Origin of the sequence: Amycolatopsis suaedae (assembly GCF_004214935.1) — a bacterium.
GTDB lineage: Bacteria > Actinomycetota > Actinomycetes > Mycobacteriales > Pseudonocardiaceae > Amycolatopsis > Amycolatopsis suaedae.
This window is the reverse complement of record NZ_SFCC01000008.1, coordinates 162290-182948: the sequence shown is the minus strand read 5'-3', so window position 1 is coordinate 182948 and position 20659 is coordinate 162290. Positions and strand designations below refer to the sequence as shown.

Below are 20659 nucleotides of genomic sequence, written 5' to 3'. Positions count from 1 at the left end.
GTGGTCCCCAGTAAAAGACTAACCGCCCGCCCACCTGCGCCAGACCTCGCCTCGGCGCAGGATCGCGCGGCCCCCGATCGCCCGCCGGGCCCGCAGGGTCGCCGGCAGCCGCAGCGCCACCTCGGCCAGTACGCGGGCCCGCAGGCCGAGCCGGAAGTTCGCCGCGCCGGGCACGTCCCGGCGCAGCGGCAGCACCGCCGTCAGCGCGGCGAACCGGGCCAGCTCCCGCACCGCGACGGCGGCGGGCGCGCAGCGCAGCAGCATCAGCAGCCGGTTGCGTTCGTTCCACCGGTGGAACAGCGGCGACCCCGGCCGGGTCGAGGCGCCGTGCAGGTGCGCCACGTCGGACCCCCCGGGTGCGGGCAGCACGTCCAGCCCGGCCAGCCGCAGCCGCCAGGCGGTGTCGGTGTCCTCGTAGTAGCAGAAGAAGTCCGCCGGAACGCCGCCGACGGCCCGCAGTGCGGCCGTGCGCAGCAGGACCGCGCCGCCGCAGAAGCCGAACGTCTCGGGCGCGGGCTCGGTCCGGTCGGCGCCGTGGCCGTCGGCGGTGAGCCGCACCCCCAGTGACTGGACGGCGGTGCCACGCAGCAGGCGGGAGGTCACCGCGGCCGCGTCCGGGCGGGCGTCCAGCGCGTCCTCCAGCGTGGCCAGCCAGCCCGGCCCGGGTGCGGCGTCGTCGTTGAGCCAGGCCATCAGCGGGGTGTCGATCCGGGCCAGCGCCGCCGCGATCCCGCCCGCGTAACCGGCGTTGCGCGGCAGCCGCAGTACCCGCGGCTTCGAGGGGTGGGCGGCCAGCAGGCCCGCCGTGCCGTCGTCGGAGGCGTTGTCCACCACCAGTGTCCGATGTGGACGGTCCTGAGCGGCGAGCGCGTCGAGGCACCGTTCGACGTGCCCGGCGCCCCGCCAGGTCACGACGACGACCGTGGCCCTCGGCGCTGAGCCTGCTGGTGGACCTCCGATCGATGGGATTCGTGATCCAGATGGCTCCTGGCAAGGCGGAGCAGGGTCCTCATATCGGGTCATATTCGGACCTTGCGACAACGCAGCCAGGAGCCATCTGGGCGCGAATACCGCGATCAGCGAGGTTCGCCAGCAGGCTCTGAGTCACGGCGAGCACAATAGTGGCCGTGCCCGAGCTGGTCGTCCTCGCCGAGCAACTGCTCGCACCCGTCCCCGGCGGCACCGGCCGCTACACCGCCGAACTGCTGCGCGCCCTGGCCGCGACGGCGCCGGAGGGCTGGACGGTCACCGCTGCCGTCGCGCGGCACGCCGACACCGGCCCGGCCGAGATCCTCGGCGCCCCACGGGTACTACCGTTGCCACCCCGCGCCCTCGTCGCGGCCTGGCAGCTGGGACTGCCGCTGTGGCCCGGCGGCGACGCCGTGCACGCGCCGACCCCGCTGGCCCCGCCGCGGGCGCCGAGGGGCCGCACGCTGAGCGTCACCGTGCACGACACCGTCCCGTGGACCCACCCCGAGACGCTCACCCCCCGCGGGGTGTCCTGGCACCGCTCGATGGTGGCCAGGGCCGCCCGGCGGGCCGACGCCCTGGTGGTGCCCACCGCGGCGGTGGCCGACGACCTGGCCGCCCGGGTGCGCCGCACGGCGCCGGTGCGGGTGGCCGGGCACGGGGTCACCGAGCTGCCGGCCCCGGGCGCGGAGCTGGACCTGCCGGAGCGCTACGTGCTGGCCGTCGGCACGATCGAGCCACGCAAGGGCATCGACGTGCTGATCGAGGCCATGGGGTCGCTGGACGTCCCGCTGGTGCTGGCCGGGCAGCCCGGCTGGGGTGGTCTGGACCCGCTGGCGCTGGCCGCCCGGCACGGCGTTGCCGGCGTGCGGGTGCTCGGCCGGGTCACCGACGCCGAGCTGGCCACCGTGCTGCGCGGGGCCGCCGTGCTGGCCGCGCCCAGCCTCGCCGAGGGCTTCGGGCTGCCGGTGCTGGAGGCGATGGCGGCGGGTGTGCCGGTGGTCCATTCGGACGCACCGGCCCTCGTGGAGGTGGCCGGAGGCGCCGGGCGGGTCGTGCCGGCCCGCGACGCGGATGCGCTGGCCACGGCGCTGCGCGAGGTACTGGGCTCGGCCGAGCTGGCCGGCCGGATGCGGGCGGCGGGTTTGTCACGCGCGGCGGATTTCACCTGGTCGAGTGCGGCGGAAGTCGTCTGGTCGGTGCATGCGGGACGGTAGTTTTCCCGGTTCCCGGCCACCGCTGGGCCGATCGGTCGTACTCTGCTTGCGTGGCAGGTGACGACCAGAGCGTGCTCATCGACGCTACCGCCGTGCCCGCGGACCGGGGTGGGGTCGGTCGGTATGTCGACTCGCTGGTGGCCGCGCTGGACGAGGACGGTGCCCGGATCACCGTCGCGTGCCAGCCCCGCGACGCCCGCCTGTACGCCGAACTCGCCCCGCGCTCGCGGGTGCTGCCGACGCCGACCGCCACGTCCACCCGCACCGCGCGGCTGACCTGGGAGCAGACGTCGCTGCCCCGGCTCGCCCGCAGGCTGGGTGTCGACGTCGTCCACTCGCCGCACTACACGATGCCGCTGGCGCTGAACACGGCGTCGGTGGTGACGTTGCACGACGCCACGTTCTTCACCGACGCGACGCTGCACTCGTCGGTCAAGGCCCGGTTCTTCCGCGCCTGGACGATCACCGCGCTGCGCCGGGCGTCGCTGTGCGTGGTGCCCAGCCAGGCCACGGCCGACGAGCTGGGCAAGGTCGCCAGGGTGGACCCGGCGTCGCTGGAGATCATCCAGCACGGCGTGGACACCGAGCGGTTCCACCCGCCCTCGCCGGCGGAGGTCAAGGCCGCCCGCGACGCGGTCGGGCTGGGCCGGACGCCGTACGTCGCGTTCCTCGGCGCGCTGGAGCCACGCAAGAACGTGCCCGCGCTGATCCGCGGGTTCGCCCGTGCCGTGTCGCGCATGCCCGAGCCGCCCGCGCTGGTACTGGCCGGCCAGCCCGGCTGGGACACCCAGGTCGAGCGGGCGCTGGACGCCGTGCCGCACCGGCTGCGGGTCATCCGGGCCGGGTACCTGCCGTTCGAGACGCTCGCCGGGTTCCTCGGTGGCGCGGAACTGGTCGCCTACCCGAGCCTGGGCGAGGGGTTCGGCCTGCCCGTGCTGGAGGCCATGGCCTGCGGGGCCTGCGTGCTGACCACGCGGCGGCTTTCGCTGCCCGAGGTCGGTGGCGACGCCGTCGCGTACTGCGGGGTCGGCGCCGGTGACGTCGCCTCGGCGCTGGTCGAACTGCTCGGCGACCCGTCGCGGCGGGCCGCGCTGGCGGCGGCGGCGCAGCGGCGGGCCAAGGAGTTCTCCTGGGCCACCACGGCCGAGCGGCACCGCGAGGCGTACGCCCGGGCCGCACACGACCACCGCCGCCGTCGCTGACAGAATGGCTCGCCGTGACGGAACCCATGAGCTACGGCGACGAGGTCGCGGTCGTCGTCGTGACCTACTTCCCCGGTGAGACGCTCGAACCGTTCCTGGACACGCTGGCCAAGGCCACCACGCGGCCGGTGCGGGTGGTGCTGGCCGACAACGACACCACCGGCGAGGCCGCCGCGGTCCTGGACCGCGCGGCCGAGCGGGACAACGTCACACTGCTGCGGCTGGGGGAGAACCTCGGCTACGGCACCGCGGCCAACCGGGCCGTTGCGGAGCTGCCGGACAGCGTCGGCTGGGTGGTCGTCGTCAACCCGGACCTGGAGTGGGAGCCGGGCTCGCTGGACGCCCTGCTGGAGGTCGCCGGCCGCTGGCCGCGCGGCGCCGCGTTCGGGCCGCTGATCCGCGAGCCGGACGGCTCGGTCTACCCCTCCGCACGGTTGCTGCCGTCCATCGGCCGCGGCATCGGACACGGCCTGCTGGGCAAGGTCTGGAAGGGCAATCCGTGGACCCGGGCCTACCGGCAGTCCAGTGCCGAGCCCACCGAGCGCACGGCGGGCTGGCTGTCCGGGTCGTGCCAGCTGCTGCGGCGGGAGGCGTTCGACTCCGTCGGCGGTTTCGACACCCGCTACTTCATGTACTTCGAGGACGTCGACCTCGGTGACCGGCTGGCGAAGGCGGGCTGGCAGAACGTCTACGCGCCCTCGGCCGCCGTCATGCACATCGGCGGGCAGGCCACGAAGCTGGTGTCGGCGAGGATGCTGAAGGTGCACCACGACAGCGCCTACCGCTACCTGGCCGACCGCCACCGCGGGCTGCTGTGGCTGCCGGTGCTGGGCGTGATCAAGCTCGGCCTGGAGCTGCGCCTGCGCATCGCCGCCCGCCGGGGCTAGCCGGGGTACTCGTCAGATCCCGTCGAGGCGGCGGGAGAGGTTCGACCGCTGGGTGGGCGTGGTCTTCGTGGTGGGGATCAGCCCGCCGACCTCCTCCTCCACCTGCTCGGGCTGCTGCCCGCGGGGCGCGGGCGCGCCGCCGAGCCGCGTGGTCTGCGCCGAGTGCGTGAGGAAGTTGTCGTTGGCCTCGATGGTGGCCGCCGACAGCTTGGTGGTGGTGTCCGGATCCGCACCCTGGTCGATCTCCGACACGACCGACCGCGGGATCTGCTGGGTGTTCGCGGCGTCCATGGGGGAGGTCGCGTTGTCCGGTGTCACGACGAATTTGCCGCGCGCCCTGGCGCGGGAGAGTAGGGCGTCAGCACGTTCGCGGGGGTCCATCCCCTTGGCCTCCCGACTCGGCCTCGAGGCCCTCTCCGACCGGGGCCGCTCGATACTTCTCTAGGGTAGGGCCTCGCGCCGGTATCCGTCAGCGTTTCCGCCGGTTTGTCGCTCGGCAGGGGCGCCGGGAAGAAAAGGAGCTCCCCACGCATGTCCTCCGGACCGGGAGTTGACGCGGTCGTCCTCGTCGGCGGGAAGGGCACGCGGCTGCGCCCGCTGACCCTGTCCGCGCCGAAGCCGATGCTGCCGACGGCCGGTGTGCCGTTCCTGGCGCACCTGCTGTCCCGCATCCGTGCCGCCGGGATCACGCACGTCGTGCTGGGTACGTCGTACCGGGCGGAGGTGTTCGAGGAGCACTTCGGCGACGGCGCCGCGCTCGGGCTGGAGATCGACTACGTGGTCGAGGCCGAGCCGCTGGACACCGGCGGCGCCATCCGCAACGTGTTCGACCGGCTGCGGGCCGACGACGCCGTGATCTTCAACGGCGACATTCTGTCCGGCGCCGATCTCGGGGCGCTGCTGAGCACCCATCGCGACGCCGGCGCCGACGTCACCCTGCACCTGCAGCGGGTCGCGGACCCCAGCCGGTTCGGCTCGGTGCCCACCGACGCCGCCGGCAGGGTCACGGCGTTCCTGGAGAAGACGCCGGATCCGCCGACCGACCAGATCAACGCGGGCTGCTACGTGTTCCGGCGGCAGGTGATCGAGCGGATCCCGGCCGGGCGGCGGGTGTCGGTGGAGCGCGAGACGTTCCCCGGCCTGCTCGCGGCCGGGGCCCACGTGCACGGGTTCGTCGACGACTCGTACTGGCTCGACGTCGGCACGCCGGAGGCGTTCGTGCGTGGCAGCGCCGACCTGGTGCGCGGGCTCGCGCCCACCGCCGCGCTGCCCGGCGCGACCGGTGACGCGCTGCTGCTGGACGGCGCGGACGTCGCCGCCGACGCCGTTGTGGACGGTGGCAGCACCGTCGGCAGGGGCGCGATGGTCGGTGCGGGTGCGCGGGTGACCGGTTCGGTGCTGTTCGACGGCGCGGTGGTCGGGCCGGACGCCGTGGTGGAGAACAGCGTGCTGGGCGCGGGCGCCAGCGTCGGTGCCGGAACCGTGCTGCGTGGCGTGGTGCTGGGCGACCACGCCGCCGTCGGCGCGGCCTGCGAGCTGCTCGACGGCGCCAGGGTGTGGCCCGACATGCTGCTGCCCGACGGATCGGTGCGGTTCTCGAGTGACGTCTAGACGCTGGACGCCGGGCTACGCGCTCGACTTCGCCGGGGTCCTGGCCCCGTTGCGGCGGGGCCGGGGCGATCCCACCGTGCAGTGGGACGCGCCGGGCCGGGTGTGGCTGGCGGCCAACACCCCGGACGGGCCGGGCACGCTGGGCCTGCGGCGCTGCTCCGACGGCAGCGTCGAGGCGGCTGGCTGGGGCGCGGGCGCGGAGTTCCTGCTCGACGGCGTGCCCGCGTTGCTCGGTGCCGAGGACGACGACGAGGGGTTCGTCCCGCATCACCCGGCCGTGGCGGCGGGACGGCAGCGCAGCCCGAACCTGCGGCTGGGCGCGGCCGGCCGGGTGTGGGACGTGCTGGTGCCCGCGGTGCTGGAACAGAAGGTGACCGGCATCGAGGCGCGGCGGTCGTGGCGGGAGCTGTGCCGGTGGTTCGGCGAACCGGCGCCGGGCCCGGCGCCGAAGGCGCTCCGGGTGCCGCCGTCGCCGTCCGCCGTGTTGTCCATTGAGGACTGGGAGTGGCACCGCGCGGGCGTCGACGTCAAGCGGCGGCAGGCGCTGATCGCCTCGGCCAGGGTGGCCGGGCATCTGCAGCGGGCAGCGGAGCTGCGGGGGGAACGGGGCAGGGCGCTGCTGCGGACGGTCCGCGGCATCGGCGTGTGGACGGCGGCCGAGGTGGCGCAGCGGGCCTGGGGTGACCCGGACGCGGTCAGCTTCGGCGACTTCCACATCCCGGCCGTGGTCGGTCACGCCCTGGTCGGCAGGGCACTGGACGACGCCGGGATGGCCGAGGTGCTCGCCCCGTACGCGCCGCAGCGTCAGCGGGCGGTGCGGTACCTGGAGGCGTCCGGGGCACGCAGGCCCCGCTTCGGCCCGAGGTACCCGATCCGCGACTTCCGCGCCATCTGACGCCCGCTTCGGGTCAGTGCGCGGGGCGGGGACGGAACGCGGAGGACGGCGCGGCCGACAGCTGGCTCTCCAGCGCGGCGGTCACGATGGCCAGCGCCTCGCCCTGGCTCAGCCCCAGCTTGCGGACGGTTCTGGCGTACTCGGCCGCGGCCTGCTGTGCCCGGCTGCGGTTCTGGTCGCCGGAGGCGCCGACGAAGCTGCCCGCGCGGCCGCGCGTCTCGATCAGGCCGGCCTCCTCGAGTTCCCGGTAGGCCCGCGCGATGGTGTTGGGCGCGATGCCGAGGTCCGCGGCGAGCTTGCGCACGGTGGGCAGCTTCGTGCCGACCGGGAGCGTCCGGTCGTTGATCTGCTGCGCCAGCGCGGAGCGGACCTGCTCGTACGGCGGCACCGGCGAGGTGTTGTCGACGCTGAGGATCATCGTGTGCCCACCGTACTGTGCCGCCTGCCGGACAGCACGGCCTATATGTATCAACCCCTGTGCAGCAGAGTGCACAGGGGTTGATACAAAAGTCAACCGCGGAATCAGCCCACCTGGACGTCGATGCAGGCGTAGAAGGCGTTGGCGGTGTCGCCGACGTTCCAGATGGCCAGCACCTTCTGCTTGCCCGAGAAGTTGCCCAGGTTCACCTGGTGCGACACGGTCTCCGGCGGCTGCTGGTTGTTCCCGGAGATGTCGGCGACCTTCGTGCCGCCCACGTAGTACTCCCAGTTCGCGGTGCGGTGCCGCGCGGTGAACTTCCAGGTGAAGGTCGCGTCCTTGCCGATCGGCGTGGCCTTCCAGCCCTTGCTGTCGTCGTTCAGCTCGGCGAACGCGGAGTTGCCGCCACTGCAGTCACGCAGGCCCTTCGGGCCCTCGACGCTCTGCGGCTCCCACTTGATCGGGCCGCACGGCACGGTGTTCGACGCACACTGGGCCTGGCGGCTGGGCGGGGAGTTGACGTAGCCGTGCGCGCTGGCGGTCGCCGCGGGCAGGACCACGGTCAGCAGCGGCGCGAGAGCCGCTCCGGCGGCCACCACCGCCAGGTTCCGTTTCATGGTCATGTCAACGCTCCTTCTCCATTGAAGGCCGGATTTCTCATGCGGAGAAAGGCATCCCGGTGGGGCCGGTCCGCCTCCGAAAACGTTTCACATCCAACGTGTGGTCTAGACCATAACGGCCGCTCGGGTGATGGTCAAGCAATGACAAAAACTCGTCCAGTGTTGGTGATTTACCGCTGGCAGCGGCGAGCCCGGCGCCGCCGGAGGGCGACACCGGGCTCGTGGGTGTTCCTAGCGGACCTGGAGATCGATGCAGGCGTAGAACGCGTTCGCCGTGTCGCCGATGTTCCAGATGGCCAGCACCTTCTGCCGTCCGCTGACGTTGCCCAGGTTGACCTGGTGCGAGACGTTGGCGGGCGGTTGCTGGTTGCCGCCGTCGAACGTGGCGAGCTTGCGGCCGCCGAGGAAGTACTCGTAGTTCGCGGTGCGGTGCCGCGCGGTGAACGTCCAGTTGAACGTCACCGTCTTGCCGACCGAGGTGGCACGCCAGCCCTTGCTGTCGTCGTTCAGCTCGGCGAATCTGCCGACCCCGCCGTTGCAGCTGCGCAGGCCCTTCGGACCCTCGACGCTCTGCGGTTCGTACTTGATGGCCCCGCACGGCACCGTGCCTGCCGCGCACTGGGCCTGCCTGCTGGGCGGGGAATTGACGTAGCCGTGCGCACTGGCCGTTCCGGCCGGCAGGACCACGGTGATCAGTGGCGCGATGGCCGCACCCGCGGCGATGGTGGCGAGCCGTCTTCTTCTCGTGGACATGTCGAACTCCTCCGGGCGTCATTGGCGGCGGAGCGGTTGGTCTAGACCACGGTAGCGAACCGTGGGTGATCAACTCAAGACATGCGGTGACGGTTTCTAACCGACAGCGGCGGCCAGCATTTCCACCAGGTCCTCCGAATCCGGCGGCAGCGCGGTCACCGGCCACCAGCGCAGGTCGTCGGACTCCTCGCTGCGCACCGGCTGTGCACCCCGCGGCGCACGCACGGCGAACCGCACGTCGAAATGCCTGGTCGGCACGCCGAGCGAGCAGGTGACCGGGTGGACGTCCAGGTGAACCGGCTCCGGGTCGATGACCAGACCGTCCATTCCGGACTCTTCGGTCGCCTCCCGCAGCGCGGCCGCGGCCAGGCCGGTGTCGTCGGCCTCGCAGTGCCCGCCCAGTTGCAGCCACCGCCCGACCCTCGGGTGGAGCGTGAGCAGCGTGTGCTCGCCGTCGGCGTCGAGCACCACGGCCGACGCCGTCAGGTGCCCGGCCGCGCACGAGCGCGCACAGGCGTCCTCGCGGGCCGCGAGAAAGCCCAGATACGCCTGCCGCAGCGCTTCCTGGCCCGCCGTCGGTGCCTTCCATTCCTCTAGTACGGACACGGCGTCGGTATGGATCACAGTTCCACCAGCCAATCACCGGGCTCCCGCGGCGGCCGGGGCCCCGCGGGCCCGTCGGCGGGATGACCGATCGCGACGGCACCCAGCGGGCGCCAGCCCGCTGCGAGGTCCAGCGTCTGCCGCACGGTGTCGGCGGCGAAGATCGTCGACCCGATCCAGCAGGACCCCAGCCCCTCGGCGGCCAGCGCGATCAGCAGGCCCTGCACCGCGGCGCCCCCGGCGACGGTGAACATCGTGTTCTCGCAGGCGTTGCGCCGCTCGTCGGAGTAGGTGTGCATGCCGTCGGGCAGCAGGAACGGCACCACGACCTCGGGCGCGTCGAACAGGATGTCGCCGCGGGAGATCCGCTTGGTGATCTGCTCCTCGGTGAACCCGTCACCGGCCAGGTCGGCCCGCCACCGGTCCCGCATCGCCTCCAGCAGCTTGTCCCGCACCGGCCTGCTGCGCAGCCAGACGAACCGCACCGGCCGCGTGTGGTGCGGCGCGGGCGCGGTGAGCGCCGCGCCGATCGCGCGCCGCAGGACGTCCGGGTCCACCGGCTCGCTGGTGAACGAGCGCACCGACCGGCGGACCAGCACCGCCTCCCGGCGGCCCTGCTCGATCGCCTCGTTGGTGCCCAGCCGGAACAGGTCCTCGCCGGTCGGCCGGATCAGGTCCCGCGCCGTCGAGCCGTCGTCGGTCAGCGTCAGCCCGCGTACGACCGCGACCGGCGTGCCGCCCAGCTTTCCCTTCACCAGGTCCGCCGCCGCGGCGAGTTCGTCGGCGACGGCCACCTCGGTGACGGCCAGTTCGTTGCCCTGCGAGTCGACCTGCCCGGCGTAGGCGTGCAGCACCCGCAGGCCGGACGAGCCGATGGCGGCGTCGGTCTGCCCGACCCGCCAGGCGCGGCCCATGGTGTCGGTGATCACCACGGCCACCTCGACGCCGAGTCGTTCCCGCAGCCCGTTGCGCAGGGCCAGCGCGGAGGCGTCGGGATCGGCGGGCAGCGTGGCGATCGTGTCGCCGGCGACGTTGGACGCGTCCACGCCGGAGGCCGCCTGCACGATGCCGAGCCGGTTCTCGGTGATCACCGTGCGGTTGATCCTGGCGATGACCCGCACCGACTCCGACTCCACCAGCTTGCGGCGCGCGGCGTCGCGTAGCTCGGGGTCGGCGGGCACCCGGTGCAGCATGCCCTCGGTCTTGGAGACGACCTTGCTGGTCACCACCACGACGTCGCCGGAACGCAGCCAGCGGGCGGCGTCGGCGATGGCGCCGGTGAGGTCGTCGCCGGGGCCGAACTCGGGCAGGCCCTCGACCGGCAGGATCTCCAGCTTCGGTGAGGCATGGTCGTTCACAGGTCCACTCCGGACAGTTCCAGTGCCGCGCGGGCCATCTCGGCCGTGGCGTCCACATCGGACATGATCAGCGGCACGGCACGCACCGCGACGCCGGGGACGTCGGCCTTGTCGCCGGAGTGCACCAGCCAGCCGTCCAGCAGCCCGTCCGACGACGTCTGCCGCGAGCCGTAGTGGCGGCCGACCGCCTCCGCCGAGGTCTCCACGCCGATCGCGGTCAGGCAGGCGTCGGCCATGCCGCGCAACGGTTTCCCGCCGATGATCGGGGACAGGCCGACCACGCCGCCCGCCGTCTTGCGCACCGCCTCACGCACGCCCGGCACGGCCAGCACGGTGCCGACCGACACCACCGGGTTGGACGGCGCGAACAACACGGCGTCGGCCTCGGCGATGGCCTCCAGCACGCCCGGCCCGGCCGTGGCCTCCTCGGCGCCGACCGGGACGATCGAGTGCGCGGGCAGTTCGGCGCGGTAGCGCACCCACCATTCCTGGAAGTGCAGTGCCTTGCGCTGTTCGGGCTCGTCCGGGTCGTCGACGACGACGTGGGTCTCCACCCGGTCGTCGGTCATCGGCAGCAGCCGCGCGCCGGGCTGCCAGCGGTCGCACAGGGCCTCGGTCACCGCCGACAGCGGGTAGCCGGCCCGCAGCATCCGGGACCGGATGAGGTGCGTGGCGATGTCCTTGTCGCCGAGACCGAACCAGCTCGGCTCGGCGCCGTAGGCGGCCAGTTCCTCCTTGACCGTCCACGTCTCACCGGCATGTCCCCACCCGCGGGCGGTGTCGATCCCGCCGCCCAGGGTGTACATGCAGGTGTCCAGGTCCGGGCAGATCCGCAGCCCGTGCATCCACACGTCGTCGCCGGTGTTGACCAGCGCGGTGACCTCGTGCGGGGATTCGCCCGCACCGACCGGCGGCAGGCCGAGTGCGGCCTTCACCCCGAGCAGGAACCGGGCGCCGCCGACACCGCCGACAATGACCACAACCTTCACGGTGAGCGATCCTCGCACGCGCGGGCGGGAACCCAGTACCGGTACCGGTGATGTTCGGTGAATCCGAGCCGGGCGTACAACGCGAGTGCCGCGGCGTTGTTCACGTCGACCTGCAGCACGGTGCGGGTGGCGCCGTGCGCCGCGGCCCAGCCGGACAGCGCGCCCATCACCGCCGTGCCCAACCCGCGCCGCCGGTGCTCCGGGCGCACGGCCAGCCGCGACACGTGCAGCAGGTCGCCGACCACCGCGCCCCGGCCTGCCGCGGTCGTGCCGCACACGGCGTAGCCGACGAGTTCCGCGCCGGTGAGCACGTGCCGCTGTGCCGGGTCCGGCGCGGTGGTGCCCGCGCACAGCTCCCACCACGCCGGGGCCGGCTCGTCGAGCACCTCGGCGGTGCCCGGCTCGCCGGTGAGCGGGCCGAGCAGCACCGACACCTCGTGACCGGCCGGATGCGTGGTGTGCGGCACCCAGCCGCAGTCCGCGATCGCGGACTCCGTCGCGCTGCCGTCGATGGCGTGCACCATGGGGTCCAGACCGTGGGAGTGGGCGAACTCACACACCTGCTCGAGCGCCCGCGCGAGCGGGATTCCCGGGTCGCCGACGGCCAGCGCGCTGTTGGCACGGCCGGTGAACCCGCCCGCGGCCCGCAGCCGCCATCGGCCCAGTTCACGCAGGTGGACCGGCGGCCAGGCCGCGGTGCAGGCGAGTTCGAGTGATTCGGCACTGTTCACGGTTTAATTGTCCCCATGAGCGTTTTCCGGAGGGACGAGAAGCACAGGGAGAAGCTGGTCGACGAGATCGCCGACGGGTTCAACCGGTCGCTCGGGCGCACGAAGCCCGAGGACGACAAGCCCGAACCGCCGAAGTTCCGGATCACCGGCGACCGGCGTGAGCCGGAGCGCCGCCGGCGCGACCGGTGAGGGTGACCTCAGCCGATTCCACCGGTTCGGGACGCGTAATGTCGCGTGAAGCGAGACCCGAACAGATGACCTGCAGGAGTGCGCAGTGACCTACGTGATCGCCGAGCCCTGCGTCGACGTGCTCGACAAGGCGTGCATCGACGAGTGCCCCGTCGACTGCATTTACGAGGGCGACCGGATGCTCTACATCCACCCGGACGAGTGCGTCGACTGCGGTGCCTGCGAGCCGGTGTGCCCGGTCGAGGCCATCTACTACGAGGACGACGTGCCCGACGAGTGGTCGGCCTACACCAAGGCCAACGTCGACTTCTTCGACGAGCTGGGCTCGCCCGGCGGCGCGTCCAAGGTCGGCAAGACCAGCCACGACCCGCAGTTCATCAAGGACCTGCCCCCGCAGGGCGAATGATCCCGCCGTCCCTGCCCGACTTTCCGTGGGACCAGCTCGCCGAATACGGTGCGCGGGCGCGAGCCCACCCCGGCGGCATCGTCGACCTCTCGGTCGGCACGCCGGTCGACCCGGTCGCGGAGAACGTGCGGGCGGCGCTGGCGTCGGCCTCGGATCTGCCTGGTTATCCCACCACCCACGGCATTCCCGAGCTGCGCACCGCCGCCGTCGCCGCGCTGAGCAGGCGGCACGGGGTCACCGGCGTCGATCCGCAGGCGGTACTGCCCACGATCGGCTCGAAGGAGCTGGTCGCCTGGCTGCCGAGGTTGCTCGGCGCCGGGCCTGGCGACGTCGTGGTGATCCCCGAGGTCGCCTACCCGACCTACGAGGTCGGGGTCCTGCTGGCGGGGGCCGAGCCGGTGCGTGCCGACGGGCTGACCCAGCTCGGGCCGCGCCGCCCGGCGATCCTGTGGCTGAACTCGCCGTCCAACCCGACCGGTCGCGTGCTGGGCGTCGACCACCTGCGCAAGGTCGTCGAGTGGGCCCGCGAGCGGGGCACGGTCGTCGTGTCCGACGAGTGCTACCTGGCGCTGGGCTGGGAGAGCGAGCCGGTGTCGCTGCTGCACCCGTCGGTCACCGGCGGCAGGCTCGACGGGCTGCTGGCCGTGCATTCGCTGTCCAAGTCGGCCAACCTGGCCGGTTACCGCGCCGGGTTCGTCGCCGGCGACCCGGAGCTGGTCGCGCGGCTGCTGGCGGTGCGCAAGCACGCCGGGATGATCGTGCCGAGGCCGGTCCAGCAGGCCATGGTCGCCGCGCTGGACGACGACGAGGGCGTCGCGCGGCAGCGTGAGCGGTACGCGCACCGGCGCCTGCTGCTGCGCAAGGCGCTGCGGGACAGCGGCTTCCGGATCGACCACTCCGAGGCCGGGCTGTACCTGTGGTCCACCCGCGACGAGGACGCCTGGACGACCGTCGGCTGGCTGGCCGACCGGGGCATCCTGGTCGCGCCGGGCACGTTCTACGGCCCGGCGGGCAGGCAGCACGTCCGGGTGGCGCTGACCGCCACCGACGAGCGAGTGGAAGCCGCCGCTGAGCGGTTAGCGGAGTAGCGACTTCGCCGTCGAGTGGATGCGGGCGACTGCCCTCGGGTAGTCGGCCCGGGCGTCCGCCCGGCGGGCCGCCTCGCACTCCACGATCCGGCCGGCGATGAACGCCACCTGCGGGTCCGGGCTCGTGTCCGGGTCCAGCAGTCTGCGTACCCGCTCGGCTGCGACGCAGGCGTCCTGGTGCTCGCCGAGCACCGTCTGCAGCCGCTTCGCCGCCTTCATCAGCTCCCTGACCTGCGGCGCCCGCTTCTTGCCCGCCGCGGGCTCGGCCAGTTCCGCGGCGTACCGCAAACGCTTGCCCATGATCCGCAGCGCGTGCAGGTCGTCGTCCGGTGGGTCCTCCGGCAACGCGGCGACGGCCTTGGCGAGCTTGCGGTACGGCTTGCGCAGACCGGCCACGAGATCGAGTCGGGCGGTGGTGGCGCCGTCGCCGGTCAGGCCGTCGACCCGTTCGATTTCCGGCCGCCGGGCGAGCTGGGCGAGCTGGTTGATCAGCGTGGCGTAGCGGGAGCTGTCCAGCGTGCGGATCAGCCGCCGTTTCGCGTTGCCGCGCTGGGTGACGAACTTCGACACCAGCCTGCGGGCGGACGGCTGATCGACGGCGCCGAACCCGGCGGTCACCGCCCGCAGCCGGATGATCAGCACGTCGAGGTCGCGGACCTCGCCGAGCGTGGTGCCCAGCCAGCCCAGCTCCGCCCGTACCGGCTCGGTGGTGGGGCCGAGCAGGTCACCGGACATCTTCAGCACGCTGCGCATGCGGCGGATGGCCACCCGCATCTGGTGTACGTGCTCCGGGTCGCTGCCCACTCTCGCGCCCGCCTCGTGGCCCAGCAGTGCACGCAGCTGCGCGTCCAGTTTGACCCGCAGGTGGGTGGCAGGCGGGTCCTTCGGCTTCGCGGCAGCGGGCTCGGCGGGCAGGCCGAGCTCGGCTGGGGAGAGGGCGCTCATCGGCCCAGTTTACGAAAAGTTCGACTCTCAGTCGTTGGCGTGCAACGCCGCGTTCAGCTCGATCCCCGTGCCGGTGCGGGCGACGACCTCGACCGCGCCGGTCGTCGAGTTGCGGCGGAACAGCGCGCCGGAGATGCCGGACAGCTCGCGGGCGCGGACCGTCCTGCCGTCCATGGTGACCTTGGTGCCTGCCGTGACGTACAGCCCGGCCTCGACGACCGAGTCGTCGCCGAGCGAGATGCCGACGCCGCCGTTGGCGCCGATCAGGCAGCGCTCGCCGAGGGAGATGACCTCCTTGCCGCCGCCGGACAGCGTCCCCATGATCGACGCGCCGCCGCCGACGTCGCTGCCGTCGCCGACCACCACGCCCGCCGAGATACGGCCCTCCACCATGGAGGCGCCCAGCGTCCCGGCGTTGTAGTTGACGAAGCCCTCGTGCATGACCGTGGTGCCGCTGGCCAGGTGGGCGCCGAGCCGGGCGCGGTCGGCGTCGGCCAGCCGCACGCCGGACGGGACCACGTAGTCGACCATGCGCGGGAACTTGTCGATGCCGTAGACGGTGACGTTGCCCCTGGCCCGCAGCCGCAGCCGGGTGGCCTCGAAGCCCTCGACCGGGCACGGGCCGTGGTTGGTCCACACGACGTTGGCCAGCAGGCCGAAGATGCCGTCGAGGCTCTGCCCGTGCGGCCGGACCAGCCGGTGCGACAGCAGGTGCAGGCGCAGGTAGACGTCGTGGGCGTCGGCCGGCGCGCTGGACAGCGAGCCGATCCGGGTGCGCACGGCCACCACCTCGACCCCGCGGGCGGTGTCCGGGCCGAGCAGCGCGGCGGCGTCCTCGCCGAGGGCGTCGGCGGCTTCAGCGGGCGAAAGTCGCTCGGTGCCGGTCTCGCCCTGCTCGGTCAGCTTGGGCTGGGGGTACCAGGTGTCCAGTACCGTGCCGTCGCCTGCGACGGTGGCGAGGCCGACGCCGTGGGCGCCGGTGGTGTCCGGGTTGTGCTCGGGGGCGTGTGCGGTCACGCCGACACCGTAACGCGACCGGTCAGCGGCTTTCGGCGGTGGTGTCCAACCGGGTCTTGACGGCCTCGACGGCGGCGGCGATGTCGGTCAGCGCCTTGCGGCACGGCTCGGCCGGGCCGGTGGTTCCGCAGGTGGCGGCCCGGTAGGCGTCGATGCCCGCGCGCAGCGCCCGGCCGGGCTCGGCCAGTGCGGGATCGCGCAACGCCAGCTCGTCGACCGAGCCGACGACCCCGCCGAGCTGGGTGACGTACTTCTCGCACCCGGCCGGGCGCTGCCGCGCCGGCTGGAGGAAGCACTGGTCGGTGGTCTGCGCGCCGAGCTTGGTCCGCAGCGAGGTCGCGTTGACCTCGGCCGGTACCCGGGTGCCGGTCTCACCACACGCGGTCAGGGCGAGCAGGAGAACGGCGAGCAGGGCTGGGATGCGCACGGGCTCACGGTACGGTGCGGCCCATGGACCTGGCTGCCGACCCTGTCGAGATCACCGCTGCCCTCGTCGACATCGAGAGCGTCTCCGGCGCCGAGGCGCGGATCGCCGACACCGTCGAGGCGGCGCTCCGGGAGCAGGCACCGTGGCTGGAGGTGCTGCGTAGCGGCAACGCCGTGCTGGCACGTACCGCGCTCGGCCGGCATCGCCGGATCGTGCTGGCGGGGCACCTGGACACCGTGCCGGTCAACCGGAACCTGCCGCTGCGCCGCGAGGGCAGCGGGCAGCAGGAGGTGCTGCACGGGCTGGGCACGGTCGACATGAAGGGCGGGGACGCGGTGTTCCTGCACCTGGCGGCCACCGTCGCGGAGCCCAAGCACGATCTGACGTTCGTGTTCTACGACTGCGAGGAGGTCGAGGCGGCCCGCAACGGCCTCGGCCGCATCGAGCGGGACCACGCCGGGTGGCTGGCCGGCGACCTCGCCGTCGTGGGGGAGCCGACCAACGCCGTCATCGAGGCGGGTTGTCAGGGCACGATGCGGGTGGAGCTGCGGATCACCGGTCAGCGGGCGCACACCGCGCGGGCCTGGCGTGGCTCCAACGCCATCCACGGCCTGGCCGAGCCGTTGCGGAGGCTGGCCGAGTACACCCCGCGCACGCCGAAGATCGACGGGCTGACCTACCGGGAGGGCCTGCAGGCGGTGAACGTCGCCGGTGGCGTGGCAGGCAACGTCGTGCCGGACGAGGCCGTGCTGGCGATCAACCACCGGTTCGCCCCGGACCGCAGCCCGGAGCAGGCCGAGCAGCACCTGCGCGAGGTGTTCGACGGGTTCGAGCTGACCGTCGTCGACACCGCGCCCGGCGCCCTGCCCGGTCTCGCCGCCCCGGCGGCGGCCGAGCTGGTGACCGCCGCGGGCGGTCAGCCGATGGCCAAACTCGGCTGGACCGACGTGGCCCGCTTCGCCGCGCTCGGGATGCCCGCGGTCAACTTCGGCCCCGGCGACCCGGCCCTTGCCCACACGCGGGGCGAGCACGTCCCGGCCGTCCAGATCCGCCAGGTGGCCGCGGTCCTGACCCGCTTCCTGTCCCCCTGACGGGTTTACCGCGGGTCACCGGAGCGGGCGCGCTCGATACTGCGCTCGGTTCCCAGTTCGGCGCGAGCTGACGGATTATTCAGGTAGAACATGACGAGGTGGTACAGCAGATTTCGATCGATGGCGAAGGCCGCGCAATTGATCGCGATCATCGGCTTCGGCGGTAGCTTGTCGATTTTCCAGACAGGCGTGTGACTTCGGCGTTCCCAGTGGGCATTCGCGTACGCGATGGCCAGTACATAGGGCGCCCCGCGGTAGGCGGAGGCCTTGCCTCCGGCCAGCGCCTCCCAGGACAGCTGTGACGAGAATGTCCAGCCTCGCTGGTAGATCCCATTGGGGGTGAGGACGACGTGGCCGGGGCGAATGCGGCCCGCCAGGACCAGCAGAGGGAAGCTGCCGAAGTAGAGCGCCGCCACGGCGCAGAGCCCGGCCGGTATCTGCTTGGCCGGAACGTCCGGGCCCGCTTGAAAGTAGTCCACCGCCGCCATGCCGAAGAAGACCGCCAAACACGATACTGTCCCGAAAACGAGCAGGATGATGAGTGCGGATCCACGTATTTCGGTTGCGGGCTCGTTATTGTTCCTGAGGGCGATGACTCGATCTGGGTTCCGGCGTCGCGGGGCCAGTTGTGTGACGTAGCCGTACGCCGCGACGAAGAACAACATCGCCGAGAAAACGAGAGAGTACCGAAGGCCGCCGGGAATTCCGGCGGCCACGAAGCCGAAGCCGACAGGGATAGCGAGTACCGCGAGGACGAGGACGAATGCCAGGCCTGCGGTAACCCGGCCGACGCGAGTACTTGGCCACTCCTCGGGCCGAGGAAGAGTGCTGGAAGACGGCATGCCGTTGCCCCCGTCGCATCGAGTGATGTAACGCAGTGCCATCGGCAAGTTACCGCGAGGGGCCTCTCACGGCACCAGGTGCCGTGAGAGGCCCCTTCACGGCATTCTCGGTGTAGGTGGCTTGTCTCGTTCGTGGTGGCCGGTGGGGCTGCTGAGTCCGTTGTGCCTGCTGTGCTCGCTGTGCTTACCGAGGTGGAGGCACCCAGGGCGGGAAGCGCATGAAGGCCACCTTCATCACGTCAGACGACACAAACTCGGCCTTCACACGACCCCGCCTGCCCCAGCCACCACAGCAGCACCAGCGATCACCGCGACAGACCCCACACCCGCAGCCAACGGCACCATCCTTGCGAGTTACGCAACCAAGGTGCCCCTCGTAACAGCGCCGCAGCCGCGGCCACCGGGCCGGGGCCGGGTCGGACGACCGTTGACGGAAATGGGCATTTCGGCTTCACTGTCTCTCTCGAAATAAACAGGAAACTTTCCTAACAATTCCAGATTCTCCGCCGCCAGAAACGGGGAAGCCATGCCCAGAGGTGCCAGAGCCACCGCACTCACCGCCGCCGTCCTCACGGCGACCGCCCTGTTCGCGGCGCCGGCCACGGCCGCCCGGGTCACCGGGGAGGTCCGGGTCGACCAGGTCGGCTACGCCATCGGCGAGACCAAACACGCCTACCTGCTCGGCACGGCCGCGACGCCCGGCGCGGCGTTCACCGTCGTCGACGAGCGCGGCCGGACCGTGCACCGCGGGACCGTCGGCGCCAGCCGGGGTGGCTGGAACGCCCGGTACACCGCCGTCCACCAAGTCGACCTGACGCCCGTGCGGCGGCCCGGCACCTACCGGGTCGTCTTCGACGGGGCGACCTCCCCGGCCTTCCGCATCGCACCGGCCGGACGCCTGTTCTCCCCGCTCGCCCGCGCCAACAACGAGTTCTTCCAGGCCCAGCGCGACGGCGCGGACGTCGTCCCCGGCCGCCTGAACCGCAAGCCCGCCCATCTGGCCGACCGCGCCGCGAGCGTCTACGAACCGCCGGTCTTCGGCGGGGAGTTCGGCGACGAGATCATGGAACCGCTCAAGCCCACCGGCGCGACGGTCGACGTCGAGGGCGGCTGGTTCGACGCCGGCGACTTCGTCAAGTTCACCTCCAACTCGGCCTACTCGCTGGCCGAGATGGGCTGGGTGCTGCGGGAAAGGTACGACCGGGCACTGGCAGGCGAGCTGCGGTTCGGCCTCAAGTGGCTGGACAAGATGTGGGACGCCGGCAGCGGCACGCTCTACGCCCAGGTCGGCATCGGCACCGGCAGCGAGAAGTTCGGCTTCCTCGGCGACCACGACGTCTGGCGTCTGCCGGAGACCGACGACGCGCTGCAGGTCAAGCCGGGCGACCCCAAGTACTACGTCAAGCACCGCCCGGTGTTCCCCGCCGGACCGGCCGGAGCCCCGATCAGCCCGAACCTCGCCGGCCGGGTCGCGGCCGCGTTCGCGCTCGGCGCGCAGGTCGAGCCGGACCGGCGGCTCGCCCGCCACTATCTCGCCGAGGCCGCGTCCGTGTTCGCCCGCGCCAAGACCACCGACGTCGGCGAGCTGGTCACCGCCTTCCCGCACTCCTACTACCCGGAGGACTCCTGGCTCGACGACCTCGAGCTGGGCGCCACCCAGCTGGCACTGGCCGCCCGCGAGCTCGGCGACCCGAGGGCGGGCGACTGGGCACGGCAGGCCACCCACTGGGCTCAGCAGTACATCGCCAGCTCCACCCGCGACACACTGAACCTCTACGACACCAGCGCACTGGCCCACACCGACCTCGCCGAGCTGGTCCGCGAGGGCCTGCCCGGCGCGAAGCTCGGCTACCGCGACCTGGTCGGCGACCTGCGCCGCCAGCTCGACCAGGGGGTGACGGCCGCGAGCCGCAGCCCGTTCGGTACGGCCGTGGACGTCACGCAGTTCGACGCGGCCACCAAGAGCTTCGGCTTCGCCGCCACCGCCCAGCTGTACCGGCGGCTCACCGGCGACGGCAGGTACGACGCCTTCGGCACCCAGCAACGCAACTTCACCCTCGGTACGAACGCCTGGGGTATCTCGCTGGTCGTCGGCGCGGGCACCAGGTACCCGCTGTGCCCGCACCACCAGGCCGCCAACCTGTCCGGTAACCCCGACGGCGGGCAGCGCATCCTGTACGGCGCGGTGATCAACGGCCCCAACGGCGCGAGCAACTTCGAGGGCCTCACCCCGCCCGCAGACTCGGTGCCGTGCACCAAGCCGCTGGACCAGTTCGACAGCACGCAGTCGCGGTTCTTCGACGACCTGAGCTCGTGGCCAAGCTCCGAACCGGCCATCGACTTCACATCCACCGCACTGCTCGCGTTCGCACTGGAGTCCCGATAGCCCTACTAGGCTCGG

The 20659-nt window shown here is 72.5% G+C and carries 23 protein-coding genes; 10 read left to right on the top strand and 13 right to left on the bottom strand.

What is annotated here, in order from left to right; genetic code table 11:
* Positions 1 to 18: 18 nt before the first annotated feature.
* Positions 19 to 960, bottom strand: a complete 942-nt coding sequence (locus tag EWH70_RS17270; protein WP_276320564.1) for a glycosyltransferase — start codon at positions 958 to 960, stop codon at positions 19 to 21.
* Between the two features lie 167 nt (positions 961 to 1127).
* On the opposite strand from EWH70_RS17270, the gene EWH70_RS17265 reads away from it, so the two are divergent.
* The 3 genes from EWH70_RS17265 to EWH70_RS17255 all read left to right on the top strand — a co-directional run bounded on the left by EWH70_RS17265 (position 1128) and on the right by EWH70_RS17255 (position 4275).
* Complete coding sequence (locus tag EWH70_RS17265; RefSeq protein ID WP_130476448.1) at positions 1128 to 2186, top strand: glycosyltransferase family 4 protein; 1059 nt, start codon at positions 1128 to 1130, stop codon at positions 2184 to 2186.
* A gap of 71 nt (positions 2187 to 2257) precedes the next feature.
* The gene (locus EWH70_RS17260; protein ID WP_130476617.1) at positions 2258 to 3388 is read left to right on the top strand and encodes a glycosyltransferase family 4 protein; all 1131 of its coding nucleotides are present in this window, start codon (positions 2258 to 2260) and stop codon (positions 3386 to 3388) included.
* Positions 3389 to 3402: 14 nt separating this feature from the next.
* A complete protein-coding gene (locus tag EWH70_RS17255) occupies positions 3403 to 4275 on the top strand; it encodes a glycosyltransferase family 2 protein (protein ID WP_130476447.1) in 873 nt (290 codons plus the stop codon).
* Between the two features lie 12 nt (positions 4276 to 4287).
* Here EWH70_RS17255 and EWH70_RS17250 read toward each other — a convergent pair whose 3' ends face one another.
* Positions 4288 to 4656, bottom strand: coding sequence for a hypothetical protein (locus EWH70_RS17250; RefSeq protein ID WP_130476446.1), 369 nt, complete (start codon positions 4654 to 4656; stop codon positions 4288 to 4290).
* Between the two features lie 150 nt (positions 4657 to 4806).
* On the opposite strand from EWH70_RS17250, the gene manB reads away from it, so the two are divergent.
* Both manB and EWH70_RS17240 read left to right on the top strand, forming a co-directional pair.
* The gene (gene manB, locus EWH70_RS17245) at positions 4807 to 5886 is read left to right on the top strand and encodes a mannose-1-phosphate guanylyltransferase (protein WP_130476445.1); all 1080 of its coding nucleotides are present in this window, start codon (positions 4807 to 4809) and stop codon (positions 5884 to 5886) included.
* Entirely contained in the window at positions 5876 to 6781 is a 906-nt protein-coding gene (locus EWH70_RS17240) for a DNA-3-methyladenine glycosylase family protein (protein WP_130476444.1), read from the top strand. Before manB ends, EWH70_RS17240 begins: the two co-directional genes overlap by 11 nt.
* A 13-nt stretch (positions 6782 to 6794) precedes the next feature.
* Here EWH70_RS17240 and EWH70_RS17235 read toward each other — a convergent pair whose 3' ends face one another.
* From EWH70_RS17235 to EWH70_RS17205, 7 genes are all read right to left on the bottom strand, one after another.
* Positions 6795 to 7199: a GntR family transcriptional regulator gene (locus tag EWH70_RS17235; protein WP_130476443.1), complete on the bottom strand. Its 405-nt coding sequence runs from the start codon at positions 7197 to 7199 to the stop codon at positions 6795 to 6797.
* Positions 7200 to 7303: 104 nt separating this feature from the next.
* Entirely contained in the window at positions 7304 to 7822 is a 519-nt protein-coding gene (locus EWH70_RS17230; protein WP_130476442.1) for a lytic polysaccharide monooxygenase auxiliary activity family 9 protein, read from the bottom strand.
* 228 nt (positions 7823 to 8050) lie between these two features.
* Positions 8051 to 8572: a lytic polysaccharide monooxygenase auxiliary activity family 9 protein gene (locus EWH70_RS17225; RefSeq protein ID WP_130476441.1), complete on the bottom strand. Its 522-nt coding sequence runs from the start codon at positions 8570 to 8572 to the stop codon at positions 8051 to 8053.
* Positions 8573 to 8668: 96 nt separating this feature from the next.
* Positions 8669 to 9178, bottom strand: a complete 510-nt coding sequence (locus EWH70_RS17220; RefSeq protein ID WP_240687030.1) for an NUDIX hydrolase — start codon at positions 9176 to 9178, stop codon at positions 8669 to 8671.
* Positions 9179 to 9192: 14 nt separating this feature from the next.
* A complete protein-coding gene (locus EWH70_RS17215; RefSeq protein ID WP_130476439.1) occupies positions 9193 to 10533 on the bottom strand; it encodes a coenzyme F420-0:L-glutamate ligase in 1341 nt (446 codons plus the stop codon).
* Positions 10530 to 11522 (bottom strand): 2-phospho-L-lactate transferase, encoded by a 993-nt coding sequence (gene cofD, locus EWH70_RS17210; RefSeq protein WP_130476438.1) that lies wholly within the window; start codon positions 11520 to 11522, stop codon positions 10530 to 10532. Before cofD ends, EWH70_RS17215 begins: the two co-directional genes overlap by 4 nt.
* The gene (locus tag EWH70_RS17205; protein WP_130476437.1) at positions 11519 to 12253 is read right to left on the bottom strand and encodes a GNAT family N-acetyltransferase; all 735 of its coding nucleotides are present in this window, start codon (positions 12251 to 12253) and stop codon (positions 11519 to 11521) included. Before EWH70_RS17205 ends, cofD begins: the two co-directional genes overlap by 4 nt.
* A gap of 15 nt (positions 12254 to 12268) precedes the next feature.
* On the opposite strand from EWH70_RS17205, the gene EWH70_RS35495 reads away from it, so the two are divergent.
* The 3 genes from EWH70_RS35495 to dapC all read left to right on the top strand — a co-directional run bounded on the left by EWH70_RS35495 (position 12269) and on the right by dapC (position 13936).
* Entirely contained in the window at positions 12269 to 12442 is a 174-nt protein-coding gene (locus tag EWH70_RS35495) for a hypothetical protein (protein ID WP_165436305.1), read from the top strand.
* A gap of 85 nt (positions 12443 to 12527) precedes the next feature.
* Positions 12528 to 12848, top strand: a complete 321-nt coding sequence (gene fdxA, locus EWH70_RS17200) for a ferredoxin (RefSeq protein WP_130476436.1) — start codon at positions 12528 to 12530, stop codon at positions 12846 to 12848.
* Entirely contained in the window at positions 12845 to 13936 is a 1092-nt protein-coding gene (gene dapC / locus EWH70_RS17195; protein WP_130476435.1) for a succinyldiaminopimelate transaminase, read from the top strand. Before fdxA ends, dapC begins: the two co-directional genes overlap by 4 nt.
* Here the strand turns inward: dapC and EWH70_RS17190 are convergent.
* The 3 genes from EWH70_RS17190 to EWH70_RS17180 are packed head-to-tail and all read right to left on the bottom strand — an operon-like array spanning position 13925 to position 16325.
* Positions 13925 to 14881, bottom strand: coding sequence for a CHAD domain-containing protein (locus EWH70_RS17190; RefSeq protein WP_130476434.1), 957 nt, complete (start codon positions 14879 to 14881; stop codon positions 13925 to 13927). The genes dapC and EWH70_RS17190 overlap by 12 nt on opposite strands.
* A gap of 27 nt (positions 14882 to 14908) precedes the next feature.
* A complete protein-coding gene (gene dapD / locus EWH70_RS17185) occupies positions 14909 to 15898 on the bottom strand; it encodes a 2,3,4,5-tetrahydropyridine-2,6-dicarboxylate N-succinyltransferase (RefSeq protein WP_130476433.1) in 990 nt (329 codons plus the stop codon).
* A gap of 22 nt (positions 15899 to 15920) precedes the next feature.
* Positions 15921 to 16325: a hypothetical protein gene (locus tag EWH70_RS17180; protein WP_130476432.1), complete on the bottom strand. Its 405-nt coding sequence runs from the start codon at positions 16323 to 16325 to the stop codon at positions 15921 to 15923.
* Between the two features lie 23 nt (positions 16326 to 16348).
* On the opposite strand from EWH70_RS17180, the gene dapE reads away from it, so the two are divergent.
* On the top strand, positions 16349 to 17416 hold the full coding sequence (gene dapE, locus EWH70_RS17175) for a succinyl-diaminopimelate desuccinylase (protein ID WP_130476431.1): 1068 nt from the start codon (positions 16349 to 16351) through the stop codon (positions 17414 to 17416).
* A gap of 5 nt (positions 17417 to 17421) precedes the next feature.
* Here the strand turns inward: dapE and EWH70_RS17170 are convergent, their stop codons facing one another.
* On the bottom strand, positions 17422 to 18300 hold the full coding sequence (locus EWH70_RS17170) for a hypothetical protein (RefSeq protein ID WP_130476430.1): 879 nt from the start codon (positions 18298 to 18300) through the stop codon (positions 17422 to 17424).
* A 484-nt stretch (positions 18301 to 18784) separates the two neighbouring features.
* Between EWH70_RS17170 and EWH70_RS17165 the strand changes: the two genes are divergently transcribed.
* Positions 18785 to 20644 (top strand): glycoside hydrolase family 9 protein, encoded by a 1860-nt coding sequence (locus tag EWH70_RS17165; protein WP_130476429.1) that lies wholly within the window; start codon positions 18785 to 18787, stop codon positions 20642 to 20644.
* The last annotated feature ends 15 nt before the right edge of the window (positions 20645 to 20659 follow it).

Coding starts and splice junctions, on each gene's coding strand:
- EWH70_RS17250 (WP_130476446.1), bottom strand. CDS start 4,656: ATGGACCCCCGCGAACGTGCTGACGCCCTACTCTCCCGCGCCAGGGCG.
- manB (WP_130476445.1), top strand. CDS start 4,807: ATGTCCTCCGGACCGGGAGTTGACGCGGTCGTCCTCGTCGGCGGGAAG.
- EWH70_RS17235 (WP_130476443.1), bottom strand. CDS start 7,199: ATGATCCTCAGCGTCGACAACACCTCGCCGGTGCCGCCGTACGAGCAG.
- EWH70_RS17230 (WP_130476442.1), bottom strand. CDS start 7,822: ATGACCATGAAACGGAACCTGGCGGTGGTGGCCGCCGGAGCGGCTCTC.
- EWH70_RS17225 (WP_130476441.1), bottom strand. CDS start 8,572: ATGTCCACGAGAAGAAGACGGCTCGCCACCATCGCCGCGGGTGCGGCC.
- EWH70_RS35495 (WP_165436305.1), top strand. CDS start 12,269: ATGAGCGTTTTCCGGAGGGACGAGAAGCACAGGGAGAAGCTGGTCGAC.
- dapC (WP_130476435.1), top strand. CDS start 12,845: ATGATCCCGCCGTCCCTGCCCGACTTTCCGTGGGACCAGCTCGCCGAA.
- EWH70_RS17190 (WP_130476434.1), bottom strand. CDS start 14,881: ATGAGCGCCCTCTCCCCAGCCGAGCTCGGCCTGCCCGCCGAGCCCGCT.
- dapE (WP_130476431.1), top strand. CDS start 16,349: ATGGACCTGGCTGCCGACCCTGTCGAGATCACCGCTGCCCTCGTCGAC.
- EWH70_RS17170 (WP_130476430.1), bottom strand. CDS start 18,300: ATGGCACTGCGTTACATCACTCGATGCGACGGGGGCAACGGCATGCCG.
- EWH70_RS17165 (WP_130476429.1), top strand. CDS start 18,785: ATGCCCAGAGGTGCCAGAGCCACCGCACTCACCGCCGCCGTCCTCACG.